General features: G+C 60.8%; 20 protein-coding genes and 1 tRNA gene. 10 read left to right on the top strand and 11 right to left on the bottom strand.

The features are described 5' to 3' along the window. Positions 1 to 64: 64 nt before the first annotated feature. Complete coding sequence (locus AC2GXZ_RS08810) at positions 65 to 4,408, bottom strand: ATP-binding protein (RefSeq protein WP_483758775.1); 4,344 nt, start codon at positions 4,406 to 4,408, stop codon at positions 65 to 67. 237 nt (positions 4,409 to 4,645) lie between these two features. On the opposite strand from AC2GXZ_RS08810, the gene AC2GXZ_RS08805 reads away from it, so the two are divergent. After that, a complete protein-coding gene (locus tag AC2GXZ_RS08805) occupies positions 4,646 to 5,089 on the top strand; it encodes a phasin (RefSeq protein WP_483758774.1) in 444 nt (147 codons plus the stop codon). Positions 5,090 to 5,295: 206 nt separating this feature from the next. Then, a tRNA-His gene (locus AC2GXZ_RS08800) sits at positions 5,296 to 5,372 on the top strand. Between the two features lie 105 nt (positions 5,373 to 5,477). Here AC2GXZ_RS08800 and AC2GXZ_RS08795 read toward each other — a convergent pair. Beyond that, on the bottom strand, positions 5,478 to 6,131 hold the full coding sequence (locus AC2GXZ_RS08795; protein WP_483758773.1) for a helix-turn-helix domain-containing protein: 654 nt from the start codon (positions 6,129 to 6,131) through the stop codon (positions 5,478 to 5,480). Between the two features lie 167 nt (positions 6,132 to 6,298). Beyond that, positions 6,299 to 7,216: an AraC family transcriptional regulator gene (locus tag AC2GXZ_RS08790; RefSeq protein WP_483758772.1), complete on the bottom strand. Its 918-nt coding sequence runs from the start codon at positions 7,214 to 7,216 to the stop codon at positions 6,299 to 6,301. A 96-nt stretch (positions 7,217 to 7,312) separates the two neighbouring features. On the opposite strand from AC2GXZ_RS08790, the gene AC2GXZ_RS08785 reads away from it, so the two are divergent. Next, complete coding sequence (locus tag AC2GXZ_RS08785) at positions 7,313 to 8,074, top strand: SDR family oxidoreductase (protein WP_483758771.1); 762 nt, start codon at positions 7,313 to 7,315, stop codon at positions 8,072 to 8,074. Positions 8,075 to 8,167: 93 nt separating this feature from the next. On the opposite strand, the gene AC2GXZ_RS08780 is transcribed toward AC2GXZ_RS08785, so the two are convergent. The 3 genes from AC2GXZ_RS08780 to AC2GXZ_RS08770 all read right to left on the bottom strand — a co-directional run bounded on the left by AC2GXZ_RS08780 (position 8,168) and on the right by AC2GXZ_RS08770 (position 12,729). Further along, positions 8,168 to 10,567: a phosphoketolase family protein gene (locus AC2GXZ_RS08780; RefSeq protein ID WP_483759387.1), complete on the bottom strand. Its 2,400-nt coding sequence runs from the start codon at positions 10,565 to 10,567 to the stop codon at positions 8,168 to 8,170. A 367-nt stretch (positions 10,568 to 10,934) separates the two neighbouring features. After that, on the bottom strand, positions 10,935 to 11,972 hold the full coding sequence (gene adhP, locus AC2GXZ_RS08775; RefSeq protein WP_483758770.1) for an alcohol dehydrogenase AdhP: 1,038 nt from the start codon (positions 11,970 to 11,972) through the stop codon (positions 10,935 to 10,937). Between the two features lie 244 nt (positions 11,973 to 12,216). After that, a complete protein-coding gene (locus AC2GXZ_RS08770; RefSeq protein WP_483758769.1) occupies positions 12,217 to 12,729 on the bottom strand; it encodes a hypothetical protein in 513 nt (170 codons plus the stop codon). Positions 12,730 to 12,970: 241 nt separating this feature from the next. Here AC2GXZ_RS08770 and AC2GXZ_RS08765 point away from each other — a divergent pair, with 241 nt between their 5' ends. Next, the gene (locus AC2GXZ_RS08765) at positions 12,971 to 13,216 is read left to right on the top strand and encodes a helix-turn-helix domain-containing protein (protein ID WP_483758768.1); all 246 of its coding nucleotides are present in this window, start codon (positions 12,971 to 12,973) and stop codon (positions 13,214 to 13,216) included. Positions 13,217 to 13,362: 146 nt separating this feature from the next. Here AC2GXZ_RS08765 and AC2GXZ_RS08760 read toward each other — a convergent pair whose 3' ends face one another. Beyond that, complete coding sequence (locus AC2GXZ_RS08760; RefSeq protein ID WP_483758767.1) at positions 13,363 to 14,262, bottom strand: LysR family transcriptional regulator; 900 nt, start codon at positions 14,260 to 14,262, stop codon at positions 13,363 to 13,365. A 109-nt stretch (positions 14,263 to 14,371) separates the two neighbouring features. On the opposite strand from AC2GXZ_RS08760, the gene AC2GXZ_RS08755 reads away from it, so the two are divergent. The 5 genes from AC2GXZ_RS08755 to AC2GXZ_RS08735 all read left to right on the top strand — a co-directional run bounded on the left by AC2GXZ_RS08755 (position 14,372) and on the right by AC2GXZ_RS08735 (position 18,653). Then, positions 14,372 to 15,868 (top strand): CoA-acylating methylmalonate-semialdehyde dehydrogenase, encoded by a 1,497-nt coding sequence (locus AC2GXZ_RS08755; protein WP_483758766.1) that lies wholly within the window; start codon positions 14,372 to 14,374, stop codon positions 15,866 to 15,868. Positions 15,869 to 16,002: 134 nt separating this feature from the next. After that, complete coding sequence (locus AC2GXZ_RS08750; RefSeq protein ID WP_483758765.1) at positions 16,003 to 16,125, top strand: hypothetical protein; 123 nt, start codon at positions 16,003 to 16,005, stop codon at positions 16,123 to 16,125. Positions 16,126 to 16,565: 440 nt separating this feature from the next. After that, a complete protein-coding gene (gene rirA / locus AC2GXZ_RS08745; RefSeq protein ID WP_483758764.1) occupies positions 16,566 to 17,036 on the top strand; it encodes an iron-responsive transcriptional regulator RirA in 471 nt (156 codons plus the stop codon). A 172-nt stretch (positions 17,037 to 17,208) separates the two neighbouring features. Continuing rightward, on the top strand, positions 17,209 to 17,733 hold the full coding sequence (locus AC2GXZ_RS08740; protein ID WP_483758763.1) for a gluconokinase: 525 nt from the start codon (positions 17,209 to 17,211) through the stop codon (positions 17,731 to 17,733). A gap of 263 nt (positions 17,734 to 17,996) precedes the next feature. Further along, the gene (locus AC2GXZ_RS08735) at positions 17,997 to 18,653 is read left to right on the top strand and encodes a TetR/AcrR family transcriptional regulator (RefSeq protein WP_483758762.1); all 657 of its coding nucleotides are present in this window, start codon (positions 17,997 to 17,999) and stop codon (positions 18,651 to 18,653) included. Between the two features lie 100 nt (positions 18,654 to 18,753). Here the strand turns inward: AC2GXZ_RS08735 and AC2GXZ_RS08730 are convergent, their stop codons facing one another. The 4 genes from AC2GXZ_RS08730 to prmB form a co-directional block, all read right to left on the bottom strand. Continuing rightward, positions 18,754 to 20,055: an NAD(P)/FAD-dependent oxidoreductase gene (locus AC2GXZ_RS08730; protein ID WP_483758761.1), complete on the bottom strand. Its 1,302-nt coding sequence runs from the start codon at positions 20,053 to 20,055 to the stop codon at positions 18,754 to 18,756. 1 nt (position 20,056) lies between these two features. Beyond that, positions 20,057 to 21,451: a glutamine synthetase family protein gene (locus AC2GXZ_RS08725; RefSeq protein WP_483758760.1), complete on the bottom strand. Its 1,395-nt coding sequence runs from the start codon at positions 21,449 to 21,451 to the stop codon at positions 20,057 to 20,059. Positions 21,452 to 21,689: 238 nt separating this feature from the next. Beyond that, entirely contained in the window at positions 21,690 to 22,940 is a 1,251-nt protein-coding gene (locus AC2GXZ_RS08720) for an NAD(P)/FAD-dependent oxidoreductase (RefSeq protein WP_483758759.1), read from the bottom strand. 88 nt (positions 22,941 to 23,028) lie between these two features. Then, positions 23,029 to 23,943: a 50S ribosomal protein L3 N(5)-glutamine methyltransferase gene (gene prmB, locus AC2GXZ_RS08715; RefSeq protein WP_483758758.1), complete on the bottom strand. Its 915-nt coding sequence runs from the start codon at positions 23,941 to 23,943 to the stop codon at positions 23,029 to 23,031. Between the two features lie 221 nt (positions 23,944 to 24,164). Between prmB and AC2GXZ_RS08710 the strand changes: the two genes are divergently transcribed. After that, entirely contained in the window at positions 24,165 to 24,992 is an 828-nt protein-coding gene (locus AC2GXZ_RS08710) for a pseudouridine synthase (RefSeq protein WP_483758757.1), read from the top strand. The last annotated feature ends 14 nt before the right edge of the window (positions 24,993 to 25,006 follow it).

Raw genomic sequence — 25,006 nt, 5'->3', positions numbered from 1 at the left:
TTAAATGACATATTGTCACATTTTACGGTTGATCGGATCCGGTTCTGCTGTTCGGAACCACGGTTCAGCTTGCCAGCACCCGCTGCGAGGGGAACGTGATTTCGACCAGCGTTCCTTCATTGGGTGCCGATGAAATCGCGAAATTCGCCCGGTTGGCATCGACCATCGCTTTTGTCAGCGGCAGGCCGAGCCCGGTGCCGTCGCCACGCTTGCGCGATGCGCCGGCGACCTGCCGGAATGGCTTCATCGCCAGTTCCAGTTCAGGGCGGGTCATGCCGATACCGGTGTCGCGGATCCTCAGGACCACGCTGCCATTTGCTTCATAGGCCGTCGACACCACGATCTGCCCGCCGGACGGGGTGAAGCGGATCGCATTCGACAGCACGTTCAGCACGATCTGCTTGATCGAGCGCAGATCGGCCACCACCTGCGGCACCGTCTGGGAAAGGGCGGTGCGGATGATCACCCGCTGGCCGTTTGCCTGCGGCTGGACCAGCGACACCGCCTCGGAAACCGTTTCGTTGAGACCGACCGCGATGAAATCGAGATCCAGCTCACCCGCCTCGATCTTGGAAATGTCGAGCAGATCGTTGACGATATCCAGCACATGCCGGCCCGACCGGCCGATGTCGTTGGAATATTCGATATAACGCGCGTGGCCAACCGGCCCGAGCCGTTCCGACGCCATCATGTCGGCAAAGCCGATGATCGCATTGAGCGGCGTGCGGATCTCGTGGCTCACATGCGCCAGGAATTCGCTCTTGTGGGCATTGGCCGTTTCGGCCGCGCGCTTGGCGGTGCGCAACTCTTCTTCCGTCCGTTTCCACTGGGTAATGTCGCGGATGACGGCGCAATACCCATTGGACGAGGTCAGCCGGCCGATTGTCATGAACAGCGGGATGAACCCGCCGGACGCCTCGCGACCGATCACCTCGCGCCCGTCATTCAGCACGCTGGCGACACCATGGCCGGAAAGACCGGAAAGATAGTCGATGATCGCCCGCTGGCTTTCATGGGCAAACAGCGTGACGAACGGCTTGCCGTTGATTTCCTCGCCATCGAAATTGAACAGTGCGCTTGCCGCCCGGTTCATCGAGCGGATGTCGCCCTCGGAGCCGATGATCACCACGCCGTCTGTGGCGGTTTCGAGAATGGCGCGCAGTTCCTCCACCTCGACCTGCAGCTTCGCCAACTGGTCGGCGGTGCGCAAGGGGTGCAGCGGCAGCACGTCGGCGCCCGTATCTTCGGATTGCTCGGTCTCGGGGCCGGCCACAGGCATCAGTGCCAGCATCAGCGCCGAACCATCGTTCCAGCGGATCGACTGCAGCCGCGCCGTCACCGGCACGATCGCGTCGTCGGCGCGCACCACCACCATGCCGCCGGCATGAGTGGTCTTGTCTTCAAGCTCCTGCCGCTGCAACAGCGCATCCAGTCCGCCGACATCCGCCAGCGCATCCAGCGAGGCATAACCGGTGATCTTGAGGAATTCGCCATTGGCGTGGATCAGCCGGTCGCCGGCATGCACCAGCAGTGCTACCGGCATCTGGTCGATGATCTCCGCCGACAGTCCGGTACGATCGCGGCCGGGCAGCATGGCGGCAAAGCTTTCGGCTTCCGCGTCGATATCGGCTGGCGCCGACATGGCCGACGTCGCGCTCTCTTCGATGACGGGATCGGCTTCGCTTGCAGCGCCCTCGGTCGTCCCCGCGTCGAATTCTTCCGTGTCGAATTCCTCGGCGGCATTATCAGCGGCCATCTCTGCCGCATCAGCCTTTTCCGGGCTGACGATCGCCTCGTCAGCTTCGGACGCAACGTCCTCGGACCGCTCTTCGATATCCTGCGGATTTTCCTGCCCGTCTTCGGGCAATACGCCGTCGATGATGTGGCCCGGTTCGAAGGCATCATCCGCGTCCGGCGCGCTGGCGCTTGTCTGTTCCGTCGTGTTGCCTTCGGCCTCCGCCTCTTCGGCGGATTTCACGAATGTATCGAGCCGGCGGGCGATCTCCTGGAAATTGGCCTGTTCGCCGGGGCTGAGCCGCGAACGATGTTCTTCCAGCCGGATCACCTTGTCGGATTGCCGCCGGCCGGGGTTTCCGACCAGTGCCAGGGCAGGGCGTTCGCCTTCCGGCTCGTCACCGCCAAGCGCGTCCGCGCCGCCGACCGTGTCTTCACGCGGGCTTTCCTCGACACCATTGCCGTCAGTCGTGTCAGCTACGAATTCGTCACCGGGTACGAAAGCATTCGGCACATCATCATTGGCAGCGAAGGTCGCTTCGCCGTCCGAAACCGGCTCATGCGCCTCGGGCAGCACATCTTGAACCGTCGCAACGTCGTCCTCTTCAAGGATTTGGGGTTCCGCAACGGAATCATCTGCAGCAAGATGGGGGGCCGCTTCGTCGCCCGAAACCGGATCGCCGGGCTCGTCTGCGAAAACCGTACCACCGGCCGCCATCACCTCATCGGCAAAACCGACGGTCTCTTCGTGACCGTCCTGCCGCACCGCTCCGAGCGACAGGCCGGCTGCATTCGGGTCTTCGGCCGCATCGCCCATCCTGACGATGCCGAAACCGCGGAAACCGTCGAATTCCCGTGCCCGCGTATAGGTCGGCAGAGCCGCGAGATCGACCGGCACGACCAGCGAGGTGCTTTCCACCGGCCACCAGATCGTCCGTCCCGACCATGTGTCGCGCTTGCTGAGCAGTTCGGCGATCTTGCCGTCCGGATCGAGGTTGAAGAGTGCTGCGAGATCGGAAAACGCCATGCCGGCGATATCGGCGGCATGCGGGCCGACCGCGTCGGCAAATTCCCGCGAGACTTCGCTGAACCGGCCACTTGCATCGATCTTCCAGACAAAGCGCACCGTCTTGAGCAGGCGTGTCGGCTCGGGCTCGACCGTTGGCGACGGCACAGGTTCGACATGGCTATCGGTGACGACCGGGATGGGCTCTACCAGATAGGCAGGCACGTCATTCACCACCGGTGCGGGCTGTTCGTCCACGACGTCGTATTCCGCGACATCATTCTCGGTCGGGCCGTTTTCGGCTGTATCGCTTTCGACGGCTGGCGCCTCGGCTTGGTTCTCTTCGATCGGCTGTCCATCGACGGCGTGGACGATAATATCCTCGTTATCCGCCTGATCCGCACCGACCGGTTCTTCGAGTGCCATCGTCTCCGGCAATTCCCCGGTCTCGGCTCTTGTCCACTCTCCGGCATCCGTCGTTTCATCCGGAAAGGGGATCAGGTCTTCCACCGGAACATTATCGGCGTAACTGTGCTTTGCGCCGAAATCCTCGGGCTCGGCAAATCGCGGCCCGACGTCTTCCGGCCGATCGTGATCAGCGGTGAAGGCAAATGCCTCGCCGTCATTGTCTATCTCTTCATCGGACCCGGCTTCGGCAAAGACAATCGCCCCATTGTCCGTCAACGCTGCAGTGTCGTGCTCGGGGGCGGCCTCGAAGCCTGCGTTATCCGGGGCATCGTCGAGCGAAATCTCTTCCTCGATCTCGGGATTTTCCTCGATCGCCGCAACGGCATTCAAGGCCTCCTCATAGTCGGGCAACTCACCGACCGTGGTCTCGACAACCTCGCCAGCTTCGATCTCGCCAGCTTCGATCTCGTTGGAAACCTCATCTGCCGGAACCACCGGTTCTTCGTTTTCGCGCTCGCCGATCTTTGCTTCCGCAATGTCCGCTACCGTGATTTCCGGTCCGGTTATCTCCGGCGTCGTCGTGACCGCGGTCTGCGTCCGGGCGGTGCCGACGACGCAAAGCAGATTGAGCGACGGGTCTTCCGACACGCGCCCGATCGCCGCCGGCAGATATCCGCTGGCGGTCGCGATCGGTCGCTTGATCAGCCGGTGGCGGTCGTTCCCGACCATCGACACCAGCATGCGGGTGGATTGCACGGAAATGGCAAGCGTCGAAAACTGGCCGGATTGGGCAATGATCGTGCCCTGTTCGTCGAGCACGGCCATATGCGTTTCGGGGTCGTCAAAACCCTCGATCAGCCGTGCGGCGCGTTCCCCAAGCGTCAGACGCTGGTTGTCGATCGGCACAGACAGAAGAATGCAGGGCTTGTTCTGTATCCGGATCATTTCGCAGCGCGCCTGCACGGCGACCCTGAGGAAGCCCGATGCGATGCGCACGGTGAAGGTGCGCCGGTCGCCGACAGCCTTCAGCGAGCGTACGACCGGTTCCACCTGGCGGAACATCAGTTCGCCGCGGTCAAGGCCCTGGTCGAGAAAGTCGTAGATCGAGCCGAAGCCGAACAGCGCCGCCCCCCGGCCGTTTGCCCAGGAAACCGAGCGCAGGTCAGGTGAAAACAGCACGACCGCCATACCCGCCGCAAAGGCTTCGCTGACACGGTCGTGTACGGCGACGTCGATGAATGGGTATTGCACGTCCGACATGGGCAAGCCTGTGATTTTACGTGTTGGCCCATAAGGCCATGAAATTAACCTCTTGTTAATATCCTTCCCCACTCCGGGGGTCCACAAGGGAGGATAAGGAACGCGCAAACAGGGTTAACGCCGGCCGGTTGTTCGCCACTTCATGTTGCAATGCACAATAGCATCGACTATCTTTACGGCAGGAGAGGTTCGGCGATGCCTGTTTTTTCGCCGTACCGGAACATGGAGGAACTGGTCATGGCTTACACTGACGATATATTTTCGTTTTCGGCATTCGATCCGGCCAAGCTGACGCAAGGCTGGCGCGAATTCGCAGAGCAAGGCACGACCCAGTCCCGTGAGACCTACGGTAGGATGAAAACCGCCGCCGAGGAAGCCACCCAGACGATGCAATCCACAATCCATTCGGCCCAGGCGGGTACGATGGAGTTTGGCCTGAAGGCGATCGACGCGCTTCGCACCAATACCGAAATGTCGCTTTCCCACATGGAACAGCTGATCAGCGCGAAATCCTTCTCGGAAGTCCTGGAATTGCAGGCGACATTCGTGCGCAAGCAGGCGGAATTTACTGTCGAGCACGCAAGAGCGATGCAGCAGGCGGCCCGGAAAGTCGCCGACGATGTGGCCAAACCCGGCAAGCAGGCCGCCGAAAAGGCCATGGGCGGCGTCAAGGGCGCCTGAGCCCTGGCTTTGTCTTTTCCGCAGGTCGCTTGCATGTGCGCATCGACCTCTGCTGGATGCGGCGCACGGCACAGGGCGTCACCCGCGGCTTTGGTGACGTCATCCACCGATGATCTTGGATCGCTCGATTATGTCGGTCGGAAAGGACTTGCAATCTTCATTCGATGGCCGTATGTGACCGGTCGAACGTCGCAGAGGCGATGTATGCGGTTGTAGCTCAGTTGGTTAGAGCGCAGGTTTGTGGCACCTGAGGTCGGAGGTTCGAGACCCCCCAACCGTACCATTTTTCCCTAAAAGTCACGTCTTACCCAAGCGCAGGATAGAACCGCCGGGTATTTTTCTGCGGCATGATCGCCAACGCGCAGCCGGATACGCATAGTGCGGTGTTTCAGCTGATCTTGCCGCTGCCGTCACGGTTGACGTGGCTGCCGAGCAGCATCACCACCAGATGCACCGTGTTGCGCGCCCCGAACCGCTCTTTCAGCTTCTCCAGCCGATGTTCTATCGTCCGGTGCGAAAGGCCGAGCTGGGCGGCTATTTCCTTGGCCGTGCAGCCCTCCAGAAGCAGTTGCACCACGGCTTCGTCGCCGACGTCGAAATTGCCGTAGTTCTTCGGCGTATCGAGCAGAAACCGTGCATAGGAAGACGAGATCACCCATTGCGGCCGCACCGTGTTGCGCTGCGGGATCAGAATCCGGTCATAACCGAGATTGATGCCGAAGATCTTGGTTTTCACCAGTTCGATCGAAGGCTGCTGGTTTTCGATAACTTGTTTGAGACGCGGAATGACGGCTTCGGCCATATAGGCCTGATCCTTGAAATTGCCGATCCGTTGCTCCTCGAAGATCTTGTTGACCTCGAAAAGGCTTGTCGTGAAGCCGGAATGCCTCACCGGTGTCATCTGCCAGTCCAACGGATCGTTACCGTCGATCCTGAACACCGTCAGCCGCATCTTGATCGACAGCATGTCCAGAACGCTTTTATACACCTGCTCCGGCTGAACCGGTTGTAACGGATCGGTCTCGATCCAGGCATCCAGCATTTTTCGGGAAACGGCTGTAAACGGGGCTTCTCTGGGCATAAAATATAAAAACACGCATGATCGGAAATGACTTATGTCAACAGAGCCTAACTCGGCGCGGGTGACAATGAGGCAAAATTGCGGCAGACGAAGTTTCCACGGCTTTCGATCCCTCCTCGGAATTCGGCTCAGTCGTGACTGTCATCTCCCGTGTTTGCGCGGGCGTAATGGGTGGGCGGCACGCCCACAAATCGGGCGAAGGCGACGCTGAACGAACTGGCCGAGCCATAACCGATACGATCGGCAATCTCCTTAATGCCGGTCTCGCCGCGCCGCAGCAGGTTCTTGGCAAGCGCCATCCGCCATGACAACAGATATTCCATCGGCGCCACCCCCATCGCCTTGCGAAACCGCTCGAAAAACACCGAACGCGACAGGGCAGCCTCGCCGGCGAGCTTTTCCACCGTCCAATCGTGCCGCGGGTCCTCGTGCATCCGGCGCAGTGCCGCCGCCAGCCTGTCGTCGGAAAGCCCACGCAGCAGCCCGGTGGATGCAGCCGTGCCGGAGACCGAGCGCAGCGCCTCGATCAGCAGCACTTCCAGAAGCCGCGACAGGATCATCGCCCGCGCCGGCTTGTCCTCGCGCGCCTCGTTGCGGATGAGTTGCACGATCGTGGCAAACTGCTTTTCCCCGCGAATGTGAACGAGCCTGGGCAGCAGCGAAACCAGCAGGCTTGCATCCGGCGAACCGAATTCCAGCCCGCCGACCAGCATGCGCATATTGGCAGGCCCGTCCGGATCGCCGTGGCGCGTCTCGTCGTCGCGCTTGCTCACCGCGAAATGGGCGGGGTTGTTGATATCGACGGCATCGATGCTCGACATGGCAAAGTCGCAGGCGGCCGGAATGAGCACGAAATCGTCGGCCTGAAGATCGATCGGCGGCTCACCGCTGAGGGAAAGCCGCGCGGCGCCATCCAGGATCACGCAGAAAAGCGGCCGGGCCGTTGCTGGTCCCTCGACCCGCCATGGCCCGGATCCGCTCGCCAGTTTCGAAAACGGCAGGCTGGGCTGCAGCAAGGCCACAAGATCGGCAAAGGGATCGGTCAATTCGGGACTTTCGAAAAGCAAACCAGGACTTTCGATGATAGAAAGTCCCGTCGGCGATGTCTACCTTTCAACATGGCAACCATGAAAGGAGCCATCATGAAAACCGTTCTCATCACCGGCTGCTCGTCCGGCTTTGGCCTGGACATCGCAAAACTGTTTCTCGATCGCGGCTGGAAGGTGATCGCGACGATGCGCACGCCGAAGCAGGACCTGCTGCCGGCCTCGGAAAACCTGCATATCATCCCGCTCGATGTTCGCGACGACGAGAGTGTGCGCCGCGCGGTTGATCTGGCCGGTCCGATCGACGTTCTGGTCAACAATGCCGGTATCGGCTGGCTGAACGCGCTGGAAGGCACGCCGATCGATGTCATCCGGGACATATTCGAGACCAACACTTTCGGCACGATGCGCATGGTGAATGCCGTTCTGCCGCAGTTTCGCGAACGCAAAGCCGGCATCATCATCAACGTCACCTCGACCGTGACCTTGAAGCCGCTGCCGCTGTTGTCGATCTACACCGCCAGTAAGGCCGCCGTGAATGCGTTCACGGAATCGCTGGCGTTGGAACTGCAGCCGCATGGCATCACTGCCCGGATCGTCCTGCCGGGTGCGGCACCTGAAACGAGTTTCGGCAAAACGGCATTGTCGCGGATCGAGGGACATGGCGGCTTCCACGAGGCCTACGCGGATTACACACGGCAAGTTCTCGCTGCGATGACGCAGACGATGCAGCAAGGCGCGGTCACGCAGTCGATCGATGTCGCAGAGGCCGTCTGGCGTGCCGCGACCGACCCGTCCTGCCCGATCCGCCTGCCGGCCGGCGCCGATGCGGTGGCGCTCGCCAACGCGCAGGCCTGATTGGCGCCTACCCATCAAAACAGAGCCCGCCGGACCATCAGCCGGTCCGGCGGGTTCTTCCTCGAAAGTTGGTTCAGGCCTGACTGCCAGCCTTCACCCGCGTGCCGACCAGGTCCATTTCAGGATTTCCGGCAGGTCCTCGCCATATTCGCGCACATGGGCCGTGTGTTCGGCAAGCTTGCCGTTCAGCATCTCGACCACATGCGGCACCTTTTCCTTCAGTTCCGGCACCCTTTCGATCACGTCGAGCGCCAGGTGGAACCGGTCGAGCTGGTTCAGCACGGTCATGTCGAAAGGCGTCGTCGTCGTGCCTTCCTCGATGAAGCCGCGCACATGCATGTTGCGGTGGTTGCTGCGCTTGTAGGTCAGCCGGTGGATCAGATAGGGATAACCGTGATATGCGAAGATCACCGGCCGCTCGGTGGTAAACATCCGGTCGAAATCCTCGTCGCTCAAGCCATGCGAATGTTCTTCCTTGGCCTGCAGCGTCATCAGGTCGACGACGTTGACGACGCGGATCTTCAGTTCCGGTATCGCCTCGCGCAGGATCATCACCGCCGCCAGCGTTTCCATCGTCGGCACGTCGCCGGCACACACCATCACTACGTCGGGCGTGATCGCGTCATCCTCGTTGCCGGCCCAGTCCCAGATGCCGATGCCGGCCTGGCAATGTCTGGCCGCATCCTCGATATTGAGCCATTGCGGTTGCGGCTGCTTGCCGGCGACAATGACGTTGATCCGGTCCCAGGTCTTCAGGCAATGGTCGGCGACCCATAAAAGCGTATTGGCATCCGGCGGCAGGTAGATGCGCACCACGTCGGCCTTCTTGTTGGCGACCAGATCGACGAAGCCGGGATCCTGGTGGGAAAAGCCGTTATGGTCCTGCCGCCACACATGCGAGGTGAGCAGGTAGTTGAGCGACGAAACCGGCTTTCTCCATTCCAGTTCGCGCGTCACCTTCAGCCATTTGGCATGCTGGTTGAACATGCTGTCGATAATATGGATGAAGGCTTCGTAGCAGGAAAAGAACCCGTGCCGGCCGGTCAGCAGATAACCTTCCAGCCAGCCTTGGCACAGATGTTCCGACAGCACTTCCATCACCCGCCCATCGGGCGAAAGATGCACGTCATAAGGCTCGATCTTTTCCATCCAGACGCGATCGGTCACTTCGAACACGGCGCCGAGCCGGTTGGATTCCGTCTCGTCGGGACCGAAAACCCGAAAATTCTTCTCTTCGTCGTTCAGCGTGAAGATGTCACGCAGATATCGGCCGAGGATTTCGGTCGTCTGCACCATCGTCTTGCCGGGCACCGGCACATCCACCGCATAATCGGCAAGCGGCGGGCATTTCAGTTCCTTGCGCAGCAGACCGCCATTGGCATGCGGGTTGGCGCCCATCCGTTTTTCGCCTTCGGGCGCCAGCGCCTTCAACTCGTCCTTCAGTCCGCCAGCGGCATCAAACAGGTCCTCCGGATCGTAGGAGCGCATCCAGTCTTCAAGGATCTTGCGGTGGTCGGCGTTCTCCCGGCAATTGGCCACCGGAACCTGGTGAGCGCGCCAGAAATCCTCCACCTTCTTGCCGTCGACTTCCTTCGGTCCGGTCCAGCCTTTCGGGCTGCGCAGCACGATCATCGGCCAGCGCGGCAGCTCGGCATGTGCCGCACCATCCGAACCGACACGCGCCTTGTCCTGGATTGCCCGGATCGTGTCGGTCGCCGCATCCATGGCGACTGCCATCAGCCGGTGCATCGCTTCCGGCTCATGGCCTTCGACGAAGATCGGCTCATAACCATAACCTTCGAACAGCTTCCTCAGATCCGCGTCGGGAATCCGCGAAAGCAGCGTCGGATTGGCGATCTTGTAGCCGTTGAGATGCAGGATCGGCAGGACGGCGCCGTCGCGGGCAGGGTTGAGGAACTTGTTGGAATGCCAGCTTGCTGCCAGCGGTCCGGTTTCCGCCTCGCCGTCACCCACCACGCAGGCGACGATCAGGTCCGGATTGTCGAAGGCGGCCCCATAGGCATGCACCAGCGCATACCCCAGTTCGCCGCCCTCATGGATGGAGCCGGGGGTTTCCGGTGCCGCATGGCTCGGAATGCCACCGGGGAAGGAAAATTGCCGGAACAGCCGGTGCATGCCTTCGGCATCTTCCGACACATCCGGATAGATCTCGCTATAGATGCCCTCGAGCCAGGTATTGGCCACCATGCCCGGCCCGCCATGGCCGGGGCCGCAAATATAGATGACGCTGAGATCGCGCTTTTTGATCACCCGATTGAGATGTGCGTAGATGAAGTTGAGGCCCGGTGTCGTGCCCCAGTGGCCGAGCAGTCGCGGCTTGATGTGCTGCGGCTGCAGAGGTTCGCGCAGAAGTGGATTGTCGAGAAGGTAGATCTGCCCGACCGACAGATAGTTCGCCGCCCGCCAATAGCGGTCCATCAGCTTCAGTTCGGCGTCGGAAAGCGCGCCCTCCTGCGAGGTTTGGGATGACATCTGCAGGGGAGTTTGAATTGCGGCTTGCTGGGCAAGACTGTTCGTCTGCATCGTTTTCTCCTCAAGGTTAGTCGCTACCGGGCAGGGGTGTTGTTCGGCTGCAAGTATGGTCATGACTATGGCGTCGCGAATGTGACACCGGGGATGGCGAACAGGCGGCCGGTCGTGTCGGCCTGTCCTCTCACCAGGGCTCTCCCGTCGGTTCTGGCGGACTGGCGGCGCAGGCAACCGGGGGAGGCCGGAATGCGCTGCGCTTTTGCGGGTGTCTTGGGAGGATAGGGTCACATCCCGCAATTGCCAGTCCAAGTCTTAAAGAGGGGGGAGGGGAACGGCGCGGCCTCCGCCACGCCGTTCTCCCAGCCACCGCTCAGGCAGGGGGTGCGAAATCAAGCACGACCCGGCCCTCGACGGTGCCGTCCTTGAGCCGCGCGAAGATATCGTTGATGTCTTCCAGCGGCGCTGTGCTGATCTCAGCCTTCACCTTGCCCTCGGCGGCAAACGCGATTGCCTCGTCAAGGTCGCGCCGGGTGCCGACGATCGAGCCTCTGACGGTGATGCGGTTCAAGACGACGTCGAATATCGGCGTCGGAAAGTCGCCCGGCGGCAGGCCGACGAGGCTGACCGTGCCCTTGCGTCGGGTAAGCTTGATCGCCTGGGCGAAAGCCGGTGGCGACACCGCTGTGACGAGCACGCCATGAGCGCCGCCGCTGGTCGCCTTGATCACCTGCTCCACCGCATCGGGCGAGCGGGCATCGATGGCGATGTCGGCCCCGAGCGTGCGGGCAAGCGCAAGCTTGTCGGCGCTGACATCGAGGGCTGCGACATGCAGGCCCATGGCCTTGGCATATTGCACGGCGACATGACCGAGCCCGCCTATCCCCGAGATCGCCACCCATTCGCCGGGACGCGCCTCGGTTTCCTTCAGCCCCTTGTAAGTCGTCACCCCGGCGCAAAGGATCGGCGAAATCGCCGCAAAGTCTATGCCTGCCGGCAGTTTCGCCGCAAAGGCTGCAGACGCGATGACATATTCGGCAAACCCGCCATTGCAGCTATAGCCGGTATTCTGCTGTTTCTGGCAGAGCGTTTCCCAACCGGTCTGGCAATATTCGCACCGTCCGCAGGCATCATGCAGCCAAGCAACGCCCACCGCATCACCTGACTTGAGGTCCGTGACGCCGGGTCCGGTCTCGACCACGATGCCGGCAGCTTCGTGTCCGGGAATGAAGGGTGGGTTCGGCTTGACCGGCCAGTCGCCATCGGCGGCATGCAGGTCCGTATGGCAGACGCCGCAGGCCATCACCTTGACCAGCACTTCGCCCGGACCCGGTACGGGAACGGCGACGCATTCGATCGAAAGAGGCTTTCCGAACTGCTTGACGACGGCGGCTTTCATGGTCTGAGGCATGCAGGGTCTCCTTCTCCGGCACATCCACCCGAAAACCGAAACCGGTTTTCGAAAAAGTCCGATGTGCACCCTCCAAAATGTCACAGCGTCTTGTCTGCGCCCTGTCGGACGCAAGGCCCTCAAGGCCTGTGAAAGGAGGCTAGGAGAATTGCCGGAGACTTCATTGATCCAGCGCAATCTTCGGATTTAAACGATTAGCAGCAGGCGTCACGCAGAGGATCACGCTCGAGGACCAGGCCTCGGATCAGGCATGATGGCGTGGTTTGTGCTCGGCGATATCCGAAGCCTGCCGGAACATCTGGACCAGCCGCGTCCGGTCCTCGCCAAGCCGCATCAGCGCCTGGTCGAACCGGCGCAATGCGCCGGCACCCGGATGGCGAAGGCCATCATTTGGGGAACGGCCGGCATGCGGGTAATGGCCCGAGGTCGCTCCGTCGCCCGTCAGTCCCGCCGGCCTGACCGACATGCGCGCACCGATATTGTCCTGGAACTGGGCAAGTGCCATGCCGGCCTTGACCAGAAGCGAACGCACGCCCGGACGGCTCTCGGTGGCGATCACCACCCGGAAGGCATTGATCAGCGCCTCCTTGGAGGCGGGAAGCTCTTCGGTGTCGAACAGATCGCCGCCGGTGTCGTTTTCGCGCAGATAGACAAGGAAGACGTCGACAAGCTGGTGGGCGGCCTGCAACAGCTGTGCATCCGTTTCATGATGGCCGTCGCGACCGGGTATCGAGCGGATGAAATCGGAATAGGGCATGGCAGTCGTCCTCATTTGGCAGGAGAACGCGCGAAGGCCTGCTTTTGTTCTGTATTGATTTCTGGCGGTAAATACGGAGGCTCCGCCGTTTTTTCGCCTCCGAGCTTGTGCGGTGCAGCATTGCCCCTTGCACAATGCGCCCGATGGCCTATCTTCTACCCGCGACCGCATGTCGCAGTTTGGGTCGTTTGACCGCCTTCACCCGTCAGAAGCGGCGGGTTTTTCCAAGAAGGATGAAACCATGACAGTCTCAATTAGCAACATCAAGGCATCTCAGAGCGGCGCCGTCATTTCCGGTCAAGTGGCTCGCGCCGTCGCCGAGGCACGTGTTGCCGCCGGTTACAGCATTGACGAACTTGCCCTGACGACAGGCCTCGTTCACGACGAGATCGTCGGTGTCGAGGAAGGGTCGAATGCCGATCCGTCGAAGGTGAAGCGGATTGCCGCTGCACTGAAAATGCCGCCATCGGCTTTTCTGCTGGCCTGATCCAACGCATCGGCCGAAAACCGGAACGGTTTTCACGCGCCGCAATGCAAGGACTTTGAACTGCTGCAGCGCCCCTTGTTCGTCATCGACCATATATGGCGTTGTAGAAGAAGCCCGGTTTCGACCGGGCTTTTCTGTATCTGCCTTCAGGCCGCGCCTTGTGCCATGACGAAAATGCCGCTCTCGGCTGCAACCAATTCACGGATAAAATCGACCACGGTCCGTAGCCTCACCAGATCCCGCGATGTCTCGTGATAGGTCGTCCAATAGGAGCGGCGGATGGTCATCTCCGGCATGATCTGGACGAGTTCGGGATATTGCCGTGCCACATAGTCGTGCAGGATGCCGATCCCGGCCCCGGCCTTCACCGCTTCCGTCTGGCCGATGGCACTCGACACCTCGAAACCGGCGTCCCAGTCGCGCATCACTTCCCCGGTGAAATTCAGCGACGGTGAAAAGATCAGGTCCTCGACATAACCGACCCGCGCGTGCTGCCTCAGTTCCTCGGCATTTTTCGGCATGCCCTCCGTGTCGAGATAGCTGCGCGAAGCATAAAGGCCGAGCGTATAGTCGGTCAGTTTGGAGGAGACGAGGCGGCCCTGTTCCGGCTGTTCGATGGTGATCGCGATATCGGCCTCTCTCTGGGACAAAGAAAAATGCCGCGGAACCGGCACGAGCTGGATCTTCAACTGCGGGTGACGGCGGGTCAGCCGTCCCATGCGCGAGGCGAGGAAGGACACCCCGAAACCATCCGGTGCGCCGATGCGGACTGTACCGGCGATCACGCTGTCGGTGCTGGCGGCCTTGGCCTGCGCCGACAGCATCTCGGTCTCCATCCGCTCGGCGGACGCAAGCAGGATCTCGCCTTCGGCCGTGAGTGTGCAGCCATTGGTGCGGCGGATCAGGAGGCGGGTTTGCAGCGCAGCCTCCAGTGCCGTCATGCGCCGCCCGAGTGTTGCGTGATTGATGCCGAGCCTGCGTGAGGCGGACAGCAACTGGCCGGTGCGTGCCACCGCCAGAAACATCCTGACATCATCCCAATCCATAATATTAGCTCGCCAATGTCGAATTTTGCACAACGGTTGCGTAAACTATCGCGTTGAATTGCGCAAATTCGAGTGACATTCTGCCCGGAATTAAACTCGGAGGAAAACCATGAAGGAAATCGGTCATTTCATCGGCGGCAAGCATGTCGCCGGCACAAGCGGACGTGCGGCGGATGTTTTCAACCCGGCCACCGGCGAAGTCCAGGCAAGGGTGGCGCTCGCCAGCGTGGCGGAAATCCGCGCAGCCGTTGAAGATGCCAAGGCCGCGCAGCCGGCATGGGCTGCGATCAACCCGCAGCGCCGCGCCCGCGTCTTCATGAAGTTCGTCGATCTGCTCAATCAGAACATGGACGAGCTGGCGGAAATGCTGTCGAAGGAACATGGCAAGACGGTCGAGGACTCGAAGGGCGATATCATCCGCGGCCTGGAAGTCTGCGAATTCGTGATCGGCATCCCGCATCTTTCCAAGGGTGAGTTCACCGAAGGAGCCGGCCCGCAGATCGACATGTATTCGATCCGCCAGCCTGTCGGCATCGGCGCCGGCATCACCCCGTTCAACTTTCCCGGCATGATCCCGATGTGGATGTTCGCGCCGGCCATCGCCTGCGGCAACGCGTTCATCCTCAAGCCCTCCGAGCGCGATCCGTCGCTGCCGATCCGCCTCGCCGAACTGATGATCGAGGCGGGCCTTCCTGCCGGTATCCTGAATGTCATCAATGGCGACAAGGCGGCCGTCGATGCGATCCTGACGGACCCGGATATCGGTGCCGTCTCCTTCGTCGGCTCCACCCCGATTGCCCGCTACGTCTACGGCCAGGCGGCCGCCAACGGCAAGCGCGCGCAATGCTTCGGCGGCGCCAAGAACCACATGATCATCATGCCGGATGCCGACCTCGATCAGGCCGTCAACGCGTTGATCGGTGCAGGTTACGGCTCGGCCGGCGAACGCTGCATGGCCGTCTCCGTTGCCGTCCCGGTCGGCGAGGAGACTGCCAACCGCCTCGTCGAAAAGCTGATCCCGAAGATCGAATCCCTGCGTATCGGTCCTTATACCGACGACAAGGCCGATATGGGCCCGGTGGTTACCAAGGAAGCCCAGGTCCGCATCAACGGGCTGATCGACAAGGGCGTCGAGGAAGGCGCCAAGCTCGTCGTCGATGGCCGCGGCTTCAAGTTGCAGGGTTACGAAAACGGTTATTTCGTCGGCGGCACGCTGTTCGACAACGTCACGCCGGATATGGAGATCTACAAGCAGGAGATTTTCGGCCCGGTTCTGTCCGTCGTCCGTGCGGGCAATTACGAGGATGCCCTGTCGCTGCCGCTGAAACACGAATACGGCAATGGCGTCGCGATCTTCACCCGTGACGGCGATGCCGCTCGCGACTTTGCGTCCCGCATCAATATCGGCATGATCGGCATCAACGTGCCGATCCCGACGCCGCTTGCCTATCACTCCTTCGGTGGCTGGAAGGCCTCCTCCTTCGGTGACCTCAACCAGCACGGCACGGATTCGATCAAGTTCTGGACCCGCACCAAGACGATCACCGCCCGCTGGCCCTCGGGCATCAAGGATGGAGCCGAGTTCTCCATGCCGGTCATGAAATAGACGATGAAATAACAGACATCCGGTTTTCTCGTCGCGGCAGGTGCGATTAGCGCCTGCCGCGACGATGTGTCATCACGAACCATTGACCTCACGCTCCGGTGGTATAACTTAACCGTGAGTAGGAGTGGGAGTACATGGTTTACGAGTGGGACGAAAAACGAGCTCGATACGCCAAGCTCGGCCGGTGGACCGCCATGTTTGCAGTGGCGATGTTGTTTTCCGGAATTTCCGTAGCAGCCATGGCGTGGCTGACCTGACACCGTAGCGCCGATCTGAAATACCTGCCCGACCCTGCGTCCTATATATGGAGGCATGGGACCTCCAGGTCTGCGCGCCGACCTGTTTTTCCCTGCGATGGGCGTGATGCGGCCTCGCGGCATGCCTCAGCGACAATCTCCTTGATGCGTCGAAAAGCCCGCCGTCATGGCGTGACATTGTCATGGACAGCCGCGACTGAACGATTAAGACAAGTCTGGAAAAATCCTTTGCCGGTCCGCTAGTGACGAAGACGCCTTTTACCTATATTCGTATCCTGACATAAAGGCTCAAGATTCGGCTGCCGTGGGATTGCAAACCGGAAGTCCGGTCGGCAAGCAGCAACCGGCGCCGCGGAATTCGACGGAAAATCTCTAATTTGGAATTGTTCAAAACTAGCTGACGCTATATACAGGGGAAAAGACCCCCTCGGGAGAATGAAATGCGTTTGACGAAGCAGACCAATTACGCCGTGCGGATGCTGATGTATTGCGCGGCCAATGATGGGCATCTCAGCCGGATCCCCGAGATCGCCAGGGCTTATGGCGTATCAGAACTTTTCCTCTTCAAGATCCTGCAGCCGCTCAACAAGGCCGGCCTGGTCGAGACCGTTCGCGGTCGCAATGGCGGCGTCAGGCTCGGCCGCGCGGCCGACAAGATCACCCTGTTCGATGTCATCCGCGTCACCGAAGACAGTTTCGCCATGGCCGAATGTTTCGAAGACGGTGTGGTGGAATGTCCGCTGGTCGATAGCTGTGGCCTGAACTCGGCGCTGCGCAAGGCTTTGAACGCTTTCTTCGACGTTCTGGCCGACTATACGATCGACGACCTGGTCAAGGCCCGCCCGCAGATCAACTTCCTGCTCGGCATCGATCTCACCGACAACCGCAAGGCTATCGCACCGGCCGCCTGATCTTTGGCGGATAGATAGACCTGCTGATTTTGATGAAACGCCGGCCATGCCCGGCGTTTTTTCATTTCTGCTTCGATCTCCTGCCGACTGTCCCGACTGAAAATATGAGTTTTCACGCCGCGTTGAAATGATATGTCTGCGGGCAAAGCGCATGTGAGGGCAGGAGAGTAAAATGTCGAAGGCGATTATCGTTATGGGCGTGAGCGGGGCTGGCAAGTCGTCGATCGCCGAGCTTCTGGCCAGCCGTATCGGCTCGCAATTCGTCGAAGGCGACCGGCTCCATCCGGAGGCGAACGTCAAGAAGATGGCCGAAGGAACGCCGCTGACCGACGAAGACCGCTGGCCGTGGCTGGAAATCATCGGCCAGGAACTGCAATCCGCGCACGCTGCCGGTCGAGATATCGTCCTCACCTGCTCCTCGCTGAAAAAGAGCTACCGCCAGAAACTGCGCTCCGCCGGTGGCGAGCCGCTGTATTTCGTCTTTTTGAAGGGCACACCGGAATTGCTCGCCGAGCGGATGGGCGCGCGCAAGGGACATTTCATGCCGACGGCTCTGCTTCAAAGCCAGCTGGCGACACTTGAAAGCCCGGAAGATGAAGCCGCTGTCGTGACGGTCGATATCGACGCTCCGGTAAGCGATATTGTCGACGATGCTATCGGAAAACTGAAGCAACTCTGGGATAGAGACAACGGATAGAGCATGTCGCGCCAAATTTTGCGGCGCTCCTCAGGAAACGGCATCCGCGAAAACAAAAGGCCAAGGAGCGGTCGACCGATCTGTATGATCGCAACGCGCTTTGGTTAACGGAATTTCTACAATCGCGTGTATTAACCTTTTCTTTATCTTTTCTGCTTGGCCAAGTGATCTGAAATAAACCTTCCTACGTATAACGCTTCATTAGCGTTGCCGGTAAGACTGGCGGCGTGTGTTCAATGAGTGTTGTTGGGAAAAGAGATCGCATGCAGGAGTCGAGCCAGGGTGCGGGACGTGCCGCGCTTCGCCGGGTGCCGAAACAGGAAAGAAGTCGCGAGCGTATCGGCGAGATCCTGAAAGTTGCGAAGGAACTGATCGGACAGAAGGGTATCGATGCGGTTACCATGAAGGAGATCGCTTCGCTCTCCGGCGGTCCGATCGCCTCGGTCTATCAGTATTTCCCCAACAAGTCGGCGATCATCGCCATGCTCTACGAGCTTTATGTCGATGATGTGCGCGAACTGATTGCCGGCCATATCGCCCGCATCGAGACTGCCGAGGACGCCTTGCAGGCGACGGACGATCTGTTCGACATGTATTACGAGCGCATGCGGCTCGAGCCCTCCACCCAAGACCTCCTGAACGCCATCCAGGCCGACAAGACGCTGGCCGATCTCGACATTGGTGAAACGCGCGCGCAGGCCGAAGGTTTCTTCCAGGTGACGCAGCATTTCGTCGCCGAACAGTTGCGCGAAAGCTACCGTCAGACGCTGTTCGTGATGTTCCACATGGCCGGCGCTACTTTGCGCCTTGCCTTGATGGTGCCGAACGAGGCGCAACAAATCTCCACCCAGTTCAAGTCGATCGTGCGCACCCACGCGACCTATTTCCTCAAGGGACATTTCCCCGAGGTGGTGGTTTAAGCGGCATCCGGCAAGGGCGTATCGGTTCTGCGCCCTCAATTGAAAAATCAGAGGTTTGGATCATCGAAGGCGATACCGCTTGTCGATGCTCCAGACCTCGTCAGACGCCGAGTTTGTCCCGCAGGCCGTACCACCATGCACCAAGAGCGGTGAGCGGCACGCGCAATATCCGTCCGCCGGGGAAGGGCAGGTTGGGCAGTGATGCCCAGACATCGAACCGCTCCGCATGGCCGGCGACCGCCTCTCCGAGGATCTTGCCGAGCAGCTGCGTGGTGGTCACGCCATGGCCGCTGTCGCCATGCGAGAAATAGATCGTGTCCGACAGCCTGCCCATATGCGGGATGCGCGTCAGCGTCAGCGCGAAATTACCGCTCCAGGCATAGTCGATCCTGGTGTTTTCAAGCTGCGGAAACGTTTTCAGCATGTTCGGCCGGATGACACCGGTCAGGTTTTTCGGATCGCTGCCGCCATAACCGATGCCGCCGCCATAAAGCAGCCGGTTGTCGGCGGTGCGGCGATAATAATCGAGAATATAATTGGCATCCTCGACGCAGTAATTGGCCGGCAGCAGGCTTTCGATCAGGTGAGGCTCGAGCGGCTCGGTCACCATCACCTGGCTCGACACTGGCATCATCCGCCCATGGATTTCCGGCATCAGCGGCGCCAGATAGGCGTTGCCGCAGATCAGCACGTAGGACGCGGTCACCGAGCCGGCCCCGGTGCTCACCACCGGCTGTTTCCTGTCCTTGTCCACCGCGATCGCCCGCGACCCCTCGAAGATCTTCGTACCGAGTTTTTCCGCGGCCGCCGCTTCGCCAAGCAGGTAGTCCAGCGGATGGATATGGCCGCCCAGCGTATCGATCATCCCGCCCGCATACCGGTCGGTCTTGACATATTTGCCGACCTCGGCCTTGGACACCATTTCGAGACCCGGATGGCCATGGCGCTCCCAGTCGGCCTTGTGATGCGCCATCTCGCGGATCTGCTTGTCGGTAAAGGCGGCAAAGAACCCTCCCTGTTGCAGACCGCAGTCGATGCCGTATTTCTGCACCCGCTCGCGGATGATGTTGCCGCCTTCGAGCGACATCTTGCCAAGTGCTATCGCCTTGTCTTTTCCGTAACGCCCGGCAATCGTTTCGAGATCCCGGCTATAACCGTTGACGATCTGGCCGCCGTTCCGCCCCGATGCACCGAAGCCGATACGTTCGCTTTCCAGCACGATGACGGAATAACCGCGCTCGACGAGTTCTAGCGCTGCCGAAATGCCGGTGAAACCCGCGCCGATAATGCAGATATCGGCCGTCAGATCACCGGAAAGGGCAGGGCGCAGCCGCTTGTCCTTGGCGCTTGCCGCATACCACGAACCGGCATGGCCGGGATTGGTGTTATCCGTAAACGTCATCTCATACCGTCCTTATATAGGCGTCGTATTCCACATCGGTGACGCGCAGTGAAAACTCGGCAAGTTCCTGGGCTTTGCAGGCACTATAGAGCGAGCGGTATTTCGGGCCGAGTGTGGCATAGGCGAAAGTGGACCGGGCAAACTGCCGCAGCGCATAGTCCCAGTTGGTCGGCAAAGGGTCGTGGTTGATCGCGTGATCGTCGCCGGTAATCGCCCCGCCCGGATGGCGTTTTTCCTTGATGCCGGAAAGTGCCGCATTGAGGATCATTGCAAGCGCCAGATACGGATTGACGTCGGCACCGGCGACGCGATGTTCGATCCGGGTCGCCGGCTTCGACGCGGTAATGACGCGCACCGCAGCCGACCGGTTGTCGAACCCCCAGGACGCATAGGTCGGCGCATGTTCCGATGGCCTCAAGCGCCGGTAGGAATTGGCATGCGGCGCAAACACCGCCATGCTCTCGCCCATATATTCCAAGAGGCCGCCGACCGAATGAAACAGGAGGTCGGACGGTCCGTCCTCGCCGGCATAGACATTGCGGCCGCTCGCATCGACCAGCGAAAAATGCGCATGCATGCCGCTTCCCGCCTGCATGCCATAGGGCTTTGCCATGAAGGTGGCGTCGAGATCGTTGGCGCGTGCGACGCCTTTTACGATCCGTTTCAAGAGCACCGCATAGTCGGCAGCCTTCAGCGCGTCCGGCACATGGTTGAGATTGATCTCGTATTGGCCCGGCCCGTTTTCGCGCACCACCATATCGGCGGGTATTCCTTGTGCCCGCGCCGCACTGGCGATCCCGTGAAAGACCTCCTCGAAATCCTGCAGTTCGGAAATCGACAGTACCTGCGTCTGGCCGGTATGCCAGCGACCCTCGCGCGAATTCGGCGGCCGGACCGGATCGATCGCCGAACGCACCGGGTCGATCAGGTAAAATTCGAGCTCGGTCGCCACCACCGGGGTCAGGCCGATCCGGGCAAAACCGTTGACGACATTCGCCAGCACCTGTCGCGGGTCGCCGTAAAAACCGGCTCCGTCAGGCTCGTGCATGCCGAGCAACACCTGCGCCGTCGGCCGGTTCAGCCAGTTGATGCGCGACAGCGTGCCTTGAACGGGAAAACATAATCCGTCCGGGTCACCTGTCCCCTGCGCCAGGCCCGCCGCATTGACGTCGCGGCCCCAAACGTCGAGCGCATAGACCGAGCGCGGCATCGCCATGCCCTTCGACAACACGTCGAGTGCCCGTTCCCGCGGCACCCACTTCCCGCGCGGCACGCCGTTGACGTCGATCACAAAGGCTTCGAGAACCTCGATATCGGGATTGGCATCGAAAAACGCCTGCGCATCCAAAAGGGTCTGATTGTCGAGAGAAGAACTTGGGTCGGCAATATCATCCATGAAACACCAGAAATTCGCGTCATTCCTGGGCGCGCCTGCGCCCGCTCGTGCTTTTTAAAGCCCGCTAACGGTCGAGAAATCTGGCGTTGTAGATGAGATATCGTGCCATTGTCGCGTCGGCCCGGCGGGATCAATGGGATCGTCCGGGCATCGTTCCCTTCGATTGTTGCCCGAGCCTAGCCCTTCTCTCGGGCAAAAGCCAGCCGTCTTGATCGCCAGCTTCCTGCCGGAATGGCGCTCATGCGTTAAACCGCTCCGGGCGATAGGCGGAAATGTCGATCAGCGTCTTTTCGCCAAGCATCGCCTCGGCGATCACCTGGCCGGTGACCGGACCAAGCGTCAGCCCGTGATGTGCATGGCCGAAGGCGAACCAGAGGCCTTCGTGCCGCGGCGCCTTGCCGATCACCGGCATCATGTCCGGCGTGCAGGGGCGGGCGCCCATCCACGGCTCGTTATCCAGCCTTTCCCCAAGCGGAAAGATCGCTTTCGCCGCAGCTTCCGCACGGGCAAGCTGCACCGGCGTTTTCGGCGCATCGCGGCGGGCAAATTCGGCGCCGGTCGTCAGCCTTATCCCCTGCTGCATCGGCGCCAGCAGATAACCGCGCTCGGCATCCATGATCCAGCCGTTCAGCGTCGCATTATCCTTCGGCGCATAATGCATGTGATAACCGCGCTTCACGCCGACGAGAAATTCATAACCGAGCGGCTTCGTGACCACATCCGACCACGGTCCCAGCGTCACCGCCACGTCCCTGGCCTCGATTGTCCCATCACCGGCAACGACACGCCAGCCGGTCGTCGTCTTGGACAGGCTGCGGGCATCGCCCTTCAACATCTGCCCGCCGAGTTTTTCAAACAGCCGCAGATAGGCCAGCGTCAGTGCCAGCGGATCCTTGACCGACCACGGGTCTTCCCAGCGCAGCGCACCGGAAAAATCGCGTGAAAGATAAGGCTCGCGTTCGCCAAGCTCCGCCGCCGACAAGGCCTCGAAGGCGATACCATACTCGCGTTTCAGCCGTTCCGCCTCGCGCAACTCGCCATCGCGCTTCGCCGGTGTGCGGAATATTTCCGTCCAGCCGTTCTTCGCAATCAGGCTCTCGGCGCCGGCTTCCTCGATCAACTCGTTATGGGTGGAGAGCGAATGTTCGATCAGCGGCGCATAGGCGCGGGCGATCTGCTGGTGGCGGGAAAGATTGGAATGCCACCAGTATTTCGCCAGAAACGACGATACCGAAGGAATAGCCCGCCAATGGAAATGCGCGTCGATCCGGTTGTTCAGCGTATAGCGCAGGATCTGGCCGAACTGCTGGGGAAAGCCGTAGGGCACCACGCCCTCGCGCTGGATCAGCCCGGCATTGCCGAAGGATGTCTCCCGTCCGGGCTCGCCCCGATCGACCAGCACCACCGACTTGCCGCGCCGGGCAAGCTGTAACGCCGTCGATACGCCGACAATGCCGGCCCCAAGCACGATGACATCCGCTGCCGCCATGTTTCTTCGTCTCCACACCCATCCGATCCCCGGAACATGCCGCTCCGGAGATCGCTGCGCAAACGAAAAATCTCGAAATGACGGTGGTTTAGGCCTTCAGCGCCTCGGCCGAAATCCAGAACACGGCATCCTGCGATTCCGCCGTTTCCAGCCAGAGGAATTCCAGATGCGGGAACTCCTCTTCGAGGATCTCGCGGCCCGAGCCGATCTCGCAGATCATCCCGCCTTCGGGATTGAGATAGTCGCCGGCCTGATTGAGGATCTGGCGCACCAGGTCGAGACCGTCCTCACCGCCGTCATGTGCCATCGCCGGTTCTGCACGGTGTTCGGCGGGAAAACCGTGCATCGAGGCGTGATCGACATAAGGAGGGTTGGTGATGATCAGGTCGTAGGTCTTGCCCTTCAGCGGACCGAACAGATCGCCCTGATGCAGCGATACCTGCTCTTCGACCTCGTGATCGGCAACATTGATCTTCGCCACTTCCAGTGCATCACCCGACAGATCGACGGCATCGATCGTTGCATTGGGGAAGAACTTTGCCGCAAGCACGGCAAGGCAGCCGGAGCCGGTGCAGATATCGACGGCGCTTTCCACCGCAAACGGGTCCGGCAGGTAGGCCGAGCCCTGTCCGCCCAGATATTCCGAAAAAAGGATCTCGCCGATATGCGAACGCGGCACGATCACCCGTTCGTCGACATGAAACCGCACGCCCTGGATATAGGCATGGCCGGTAATATAGGAGGACGGTTTGCGGGTCGAAACGCGCGTCTCGATCCGGTCGGTCAGCAACGTGCGTTCCGAAGGCAAAAGCCGCGCGTCGAGAAACGGATCGAGCGCATCGATCGGCAGGTTGAGGCTGTCGAGCAGCAGGAAGGCCGCATCGTCGCCTGCCGTCGTTGTGCCATGGCCGTAACCCAGCTCGGCAGCATTGAAACGGGAAATCGCATAACGCCAGTAATCGCGCAGCGTCACGAGGTCTGTTGTAATATTGTCCTGGCTCAACGGGCTCTCTCTTCGGTCGCTGCGATGTTTTGCTCTCTGCCAGCATATAGGGCTGGACGGAGCCCGGCATAGAATGGCAAGGGCGGATGGGTCAACAGCCTCGGTGTTTATCGCTTGCAGGAGGGGTGACGGGCGCGGCTCGTGTGATCTCCCAACCCGTGGCTGAGACGGCCGGCAGGCAAGTGCAGGCTTCGGTCGCTTGAAAGTTTAGGGCTCAAGGAATGAAAGATAAAAACAGGCGGGGCAAACCGGCGCAAGGCAGCAGGCCGGCCGCACCCACCAGCCGCAAACCAGCCCCGCCATCCGCTGCCAAGCGGGTCACGCTTCCGCGTGCCCTTTCCAAGCTCGGTTATTGTTCCCGCACTCAGGGCGAGGAGATCATCCGTGCCGGCCGCGTCACGGTCGATGGTCGCACGGTTGCCGATATCGAAGCCTGGATCGACCTCGACACCGCCCATATCGCCGTGGATGGCAAGGCTGTCGCGGCCGAGCAGGCCGTCTATCTTATGCTGAACAAGCCGCGCGGGCTTGTCACCACCCGCCACGATCCGCAAGGCCGCCCGACAGTCTTCGACTGTCTCAAGGGTCATGACCACGCCCATCTGTCGCCGGTCGGCCGTCTCGACAAGGCAAGCGAAGGCCTGCTGCTTTTCACCAATGACACGCTGTTCGCCAATGCGCTTCTCGACCCGCAGACGCATGTGCCAAAGACCTATCACGTCCAGATCGATACGCTGGTGGACGACGAGACGCTGCAGGCGATGACCCGTGGCATCGAACAGGATGGCGAATTGCTCAAGGCCAGGCGGGCGATAAGACTTCGCGAGGGCGAGAAGAACGCCTGGCTGGAGATCGAGCTCGACGAGGGCAAGAACCGCCATATCCGCCGCATGCTGGAAACCCTGGATATCGCAACGCTGCGTCTCGTGCGCGTTGCGATCGGCACGCTGGCGCTCGGCGATCTGGAAAAGGGCGCGGTGCGTCCGTTGACGCTTGCGGAACTGAAAGATCTCCGCCGGCAAAGTGCGAGCCCGGCGGCACGGGCTTAGGGTTCACGGCCTCG

It is taken from the genome of Aliirhizobium sp. YIM B11859 (assembly GCF_057163345.1).
This window is presented reverse-complemented; position numbering and strand designations above follow the sequence as displayed.

Excerpts from the sequence above, each read along its gene's own strand:
- AC2GXZ_RS08785 (WP_483758771.1), top strand. The coding sequence starts at position 7,313 with ATGAAAACCGTTCTCATCACCGGCTGCTCGTCCGGCTTTGGCCTGGAC.
- adhP (WP_483758770.1), bottom strand. The coding sequence starts at position 11,972 with ATGCCTCAGACCATGAAAGCCGCCGTCGTCAAGCAGTTCGGAAAGCCT.
- AC2GXZ_RS08735 (WP_483758762.1), top strand. The coding sequence starts at position 17,997 with ATGCAGGAGTCGAGCCAGGGTGCGGGACGTGCCGCGCTTCGCCGGGTG.
- AC2GXZ_RS08725 (WP_483758760.1), bottom strand. The coding sequence starts at position 21,451 with ATGGATGATATTGCCGACCCAAGTTCTTCTCTCGACAATCAGACCCTT.
- AC2GXZ_RS08810 (WP_483758775.1), bottom strand. The coding sequence starts at position 4,408 with ATGTCGGACGTGCAATACCCATTCATCGACGTCGCCGTACACGACCGT.
- AC2GXZ_RS08760 (WP_483758767.1), bottom strand. The coding sequence starts at position 14,262 with ATGGATTGGGATGATGTCAGGATGTTTCTGGCGGTGGCACGCACCGGC.
- AC2GXZ_RS08780 (WP_483759387.1), bottom strand. The coding sequence starts at position 10,567 with ATGTCATCCCAAACCTCGCAGGAGGGCGCGCTTTCCGACGCCGAACTG.
- AC2GXZ_RS08740 (WP_483758763.1), top strand. The coding sequence starts at position 17,209 with ATGTCGAAGGCGATTATCGTTATGGGCGTGAGCGGGGCTGGCAAGTCG.
- AC2GXZ_RS08805 (WP_483758774.1), top strand. The coding sequence starts at position 4,646 with ATGGCTTACACTGACGATATATTTTCGTTTTCGGCATTCGATCCGGCC.
- AC2GXZ_RS08770 (WP_483758769.1), bottom strand. The coding sequence starts at position 12,729 with ATGCCCTATTCCGATTTCATCCGCTCGATACCCGGTCGCGACGGCCAT.
- AC2GXZ_RS08750 (WP_483758765.1), top strand. The coding sequence starts at position 16,003 with ATGGTTTACGAGTGGGACGAAAAACGAGCTCGATACGCCAAGCTCGGC.
- AC2GXZ_RS08730 (WP_483758761.1), bottom strand. The coding sequence starts at position 20,055 with ATGACGTTTACGGATAACACCAATCCCGGCCATGCCGGTTCGTGGTAT.
- AC2GXZ_RS08720 (WP_483758759.1), bottom strand. The coding sequence starts at position 22,940 with ATGGCGGCAGCGGATGTCATCGTGCTTGGGGCCGGCATTGTCGGCGTA.
- AC2GXZ_RS08755 (WP_483758766.1), top strand. The coding sequence starts at position 14,372 with ATGAAGGAAATCGGTCATTTCATCGGCGGCAAGCATGTCGCCGGCACA.
- AC2GXZ_RS08795 (WP_483758773.1), bottom strand. The coding sequence starts at position 6,131 with ATGCTGGATGCCTGGATCGAGACCGATCCGTTACAACCGGTTCAGCCG.
- AC2GXZ_RS08765 (WP_483758768.1), top strand. The coding sequence starts at position 12,971 with ATGACAGTCTCAATTAGCAACATCAAGGCATCTCAGAGCGGCGCCGTC.
- AC2GXZ_RS08710 (WP_483758757.1), top strand. The coding sequence starts at position 24,165 with ATGAAAGATAAAAACAGGCGGGGCAAACCGGCGCAAGGCAGCAGGCCG.
- rirA (WP_483758764.1), top strand. The coding sequence starts at position 16,566 with ATGCGTTTGACGAAGCAGACCAATTACGCCGTGCGGATGCTGATGTAT.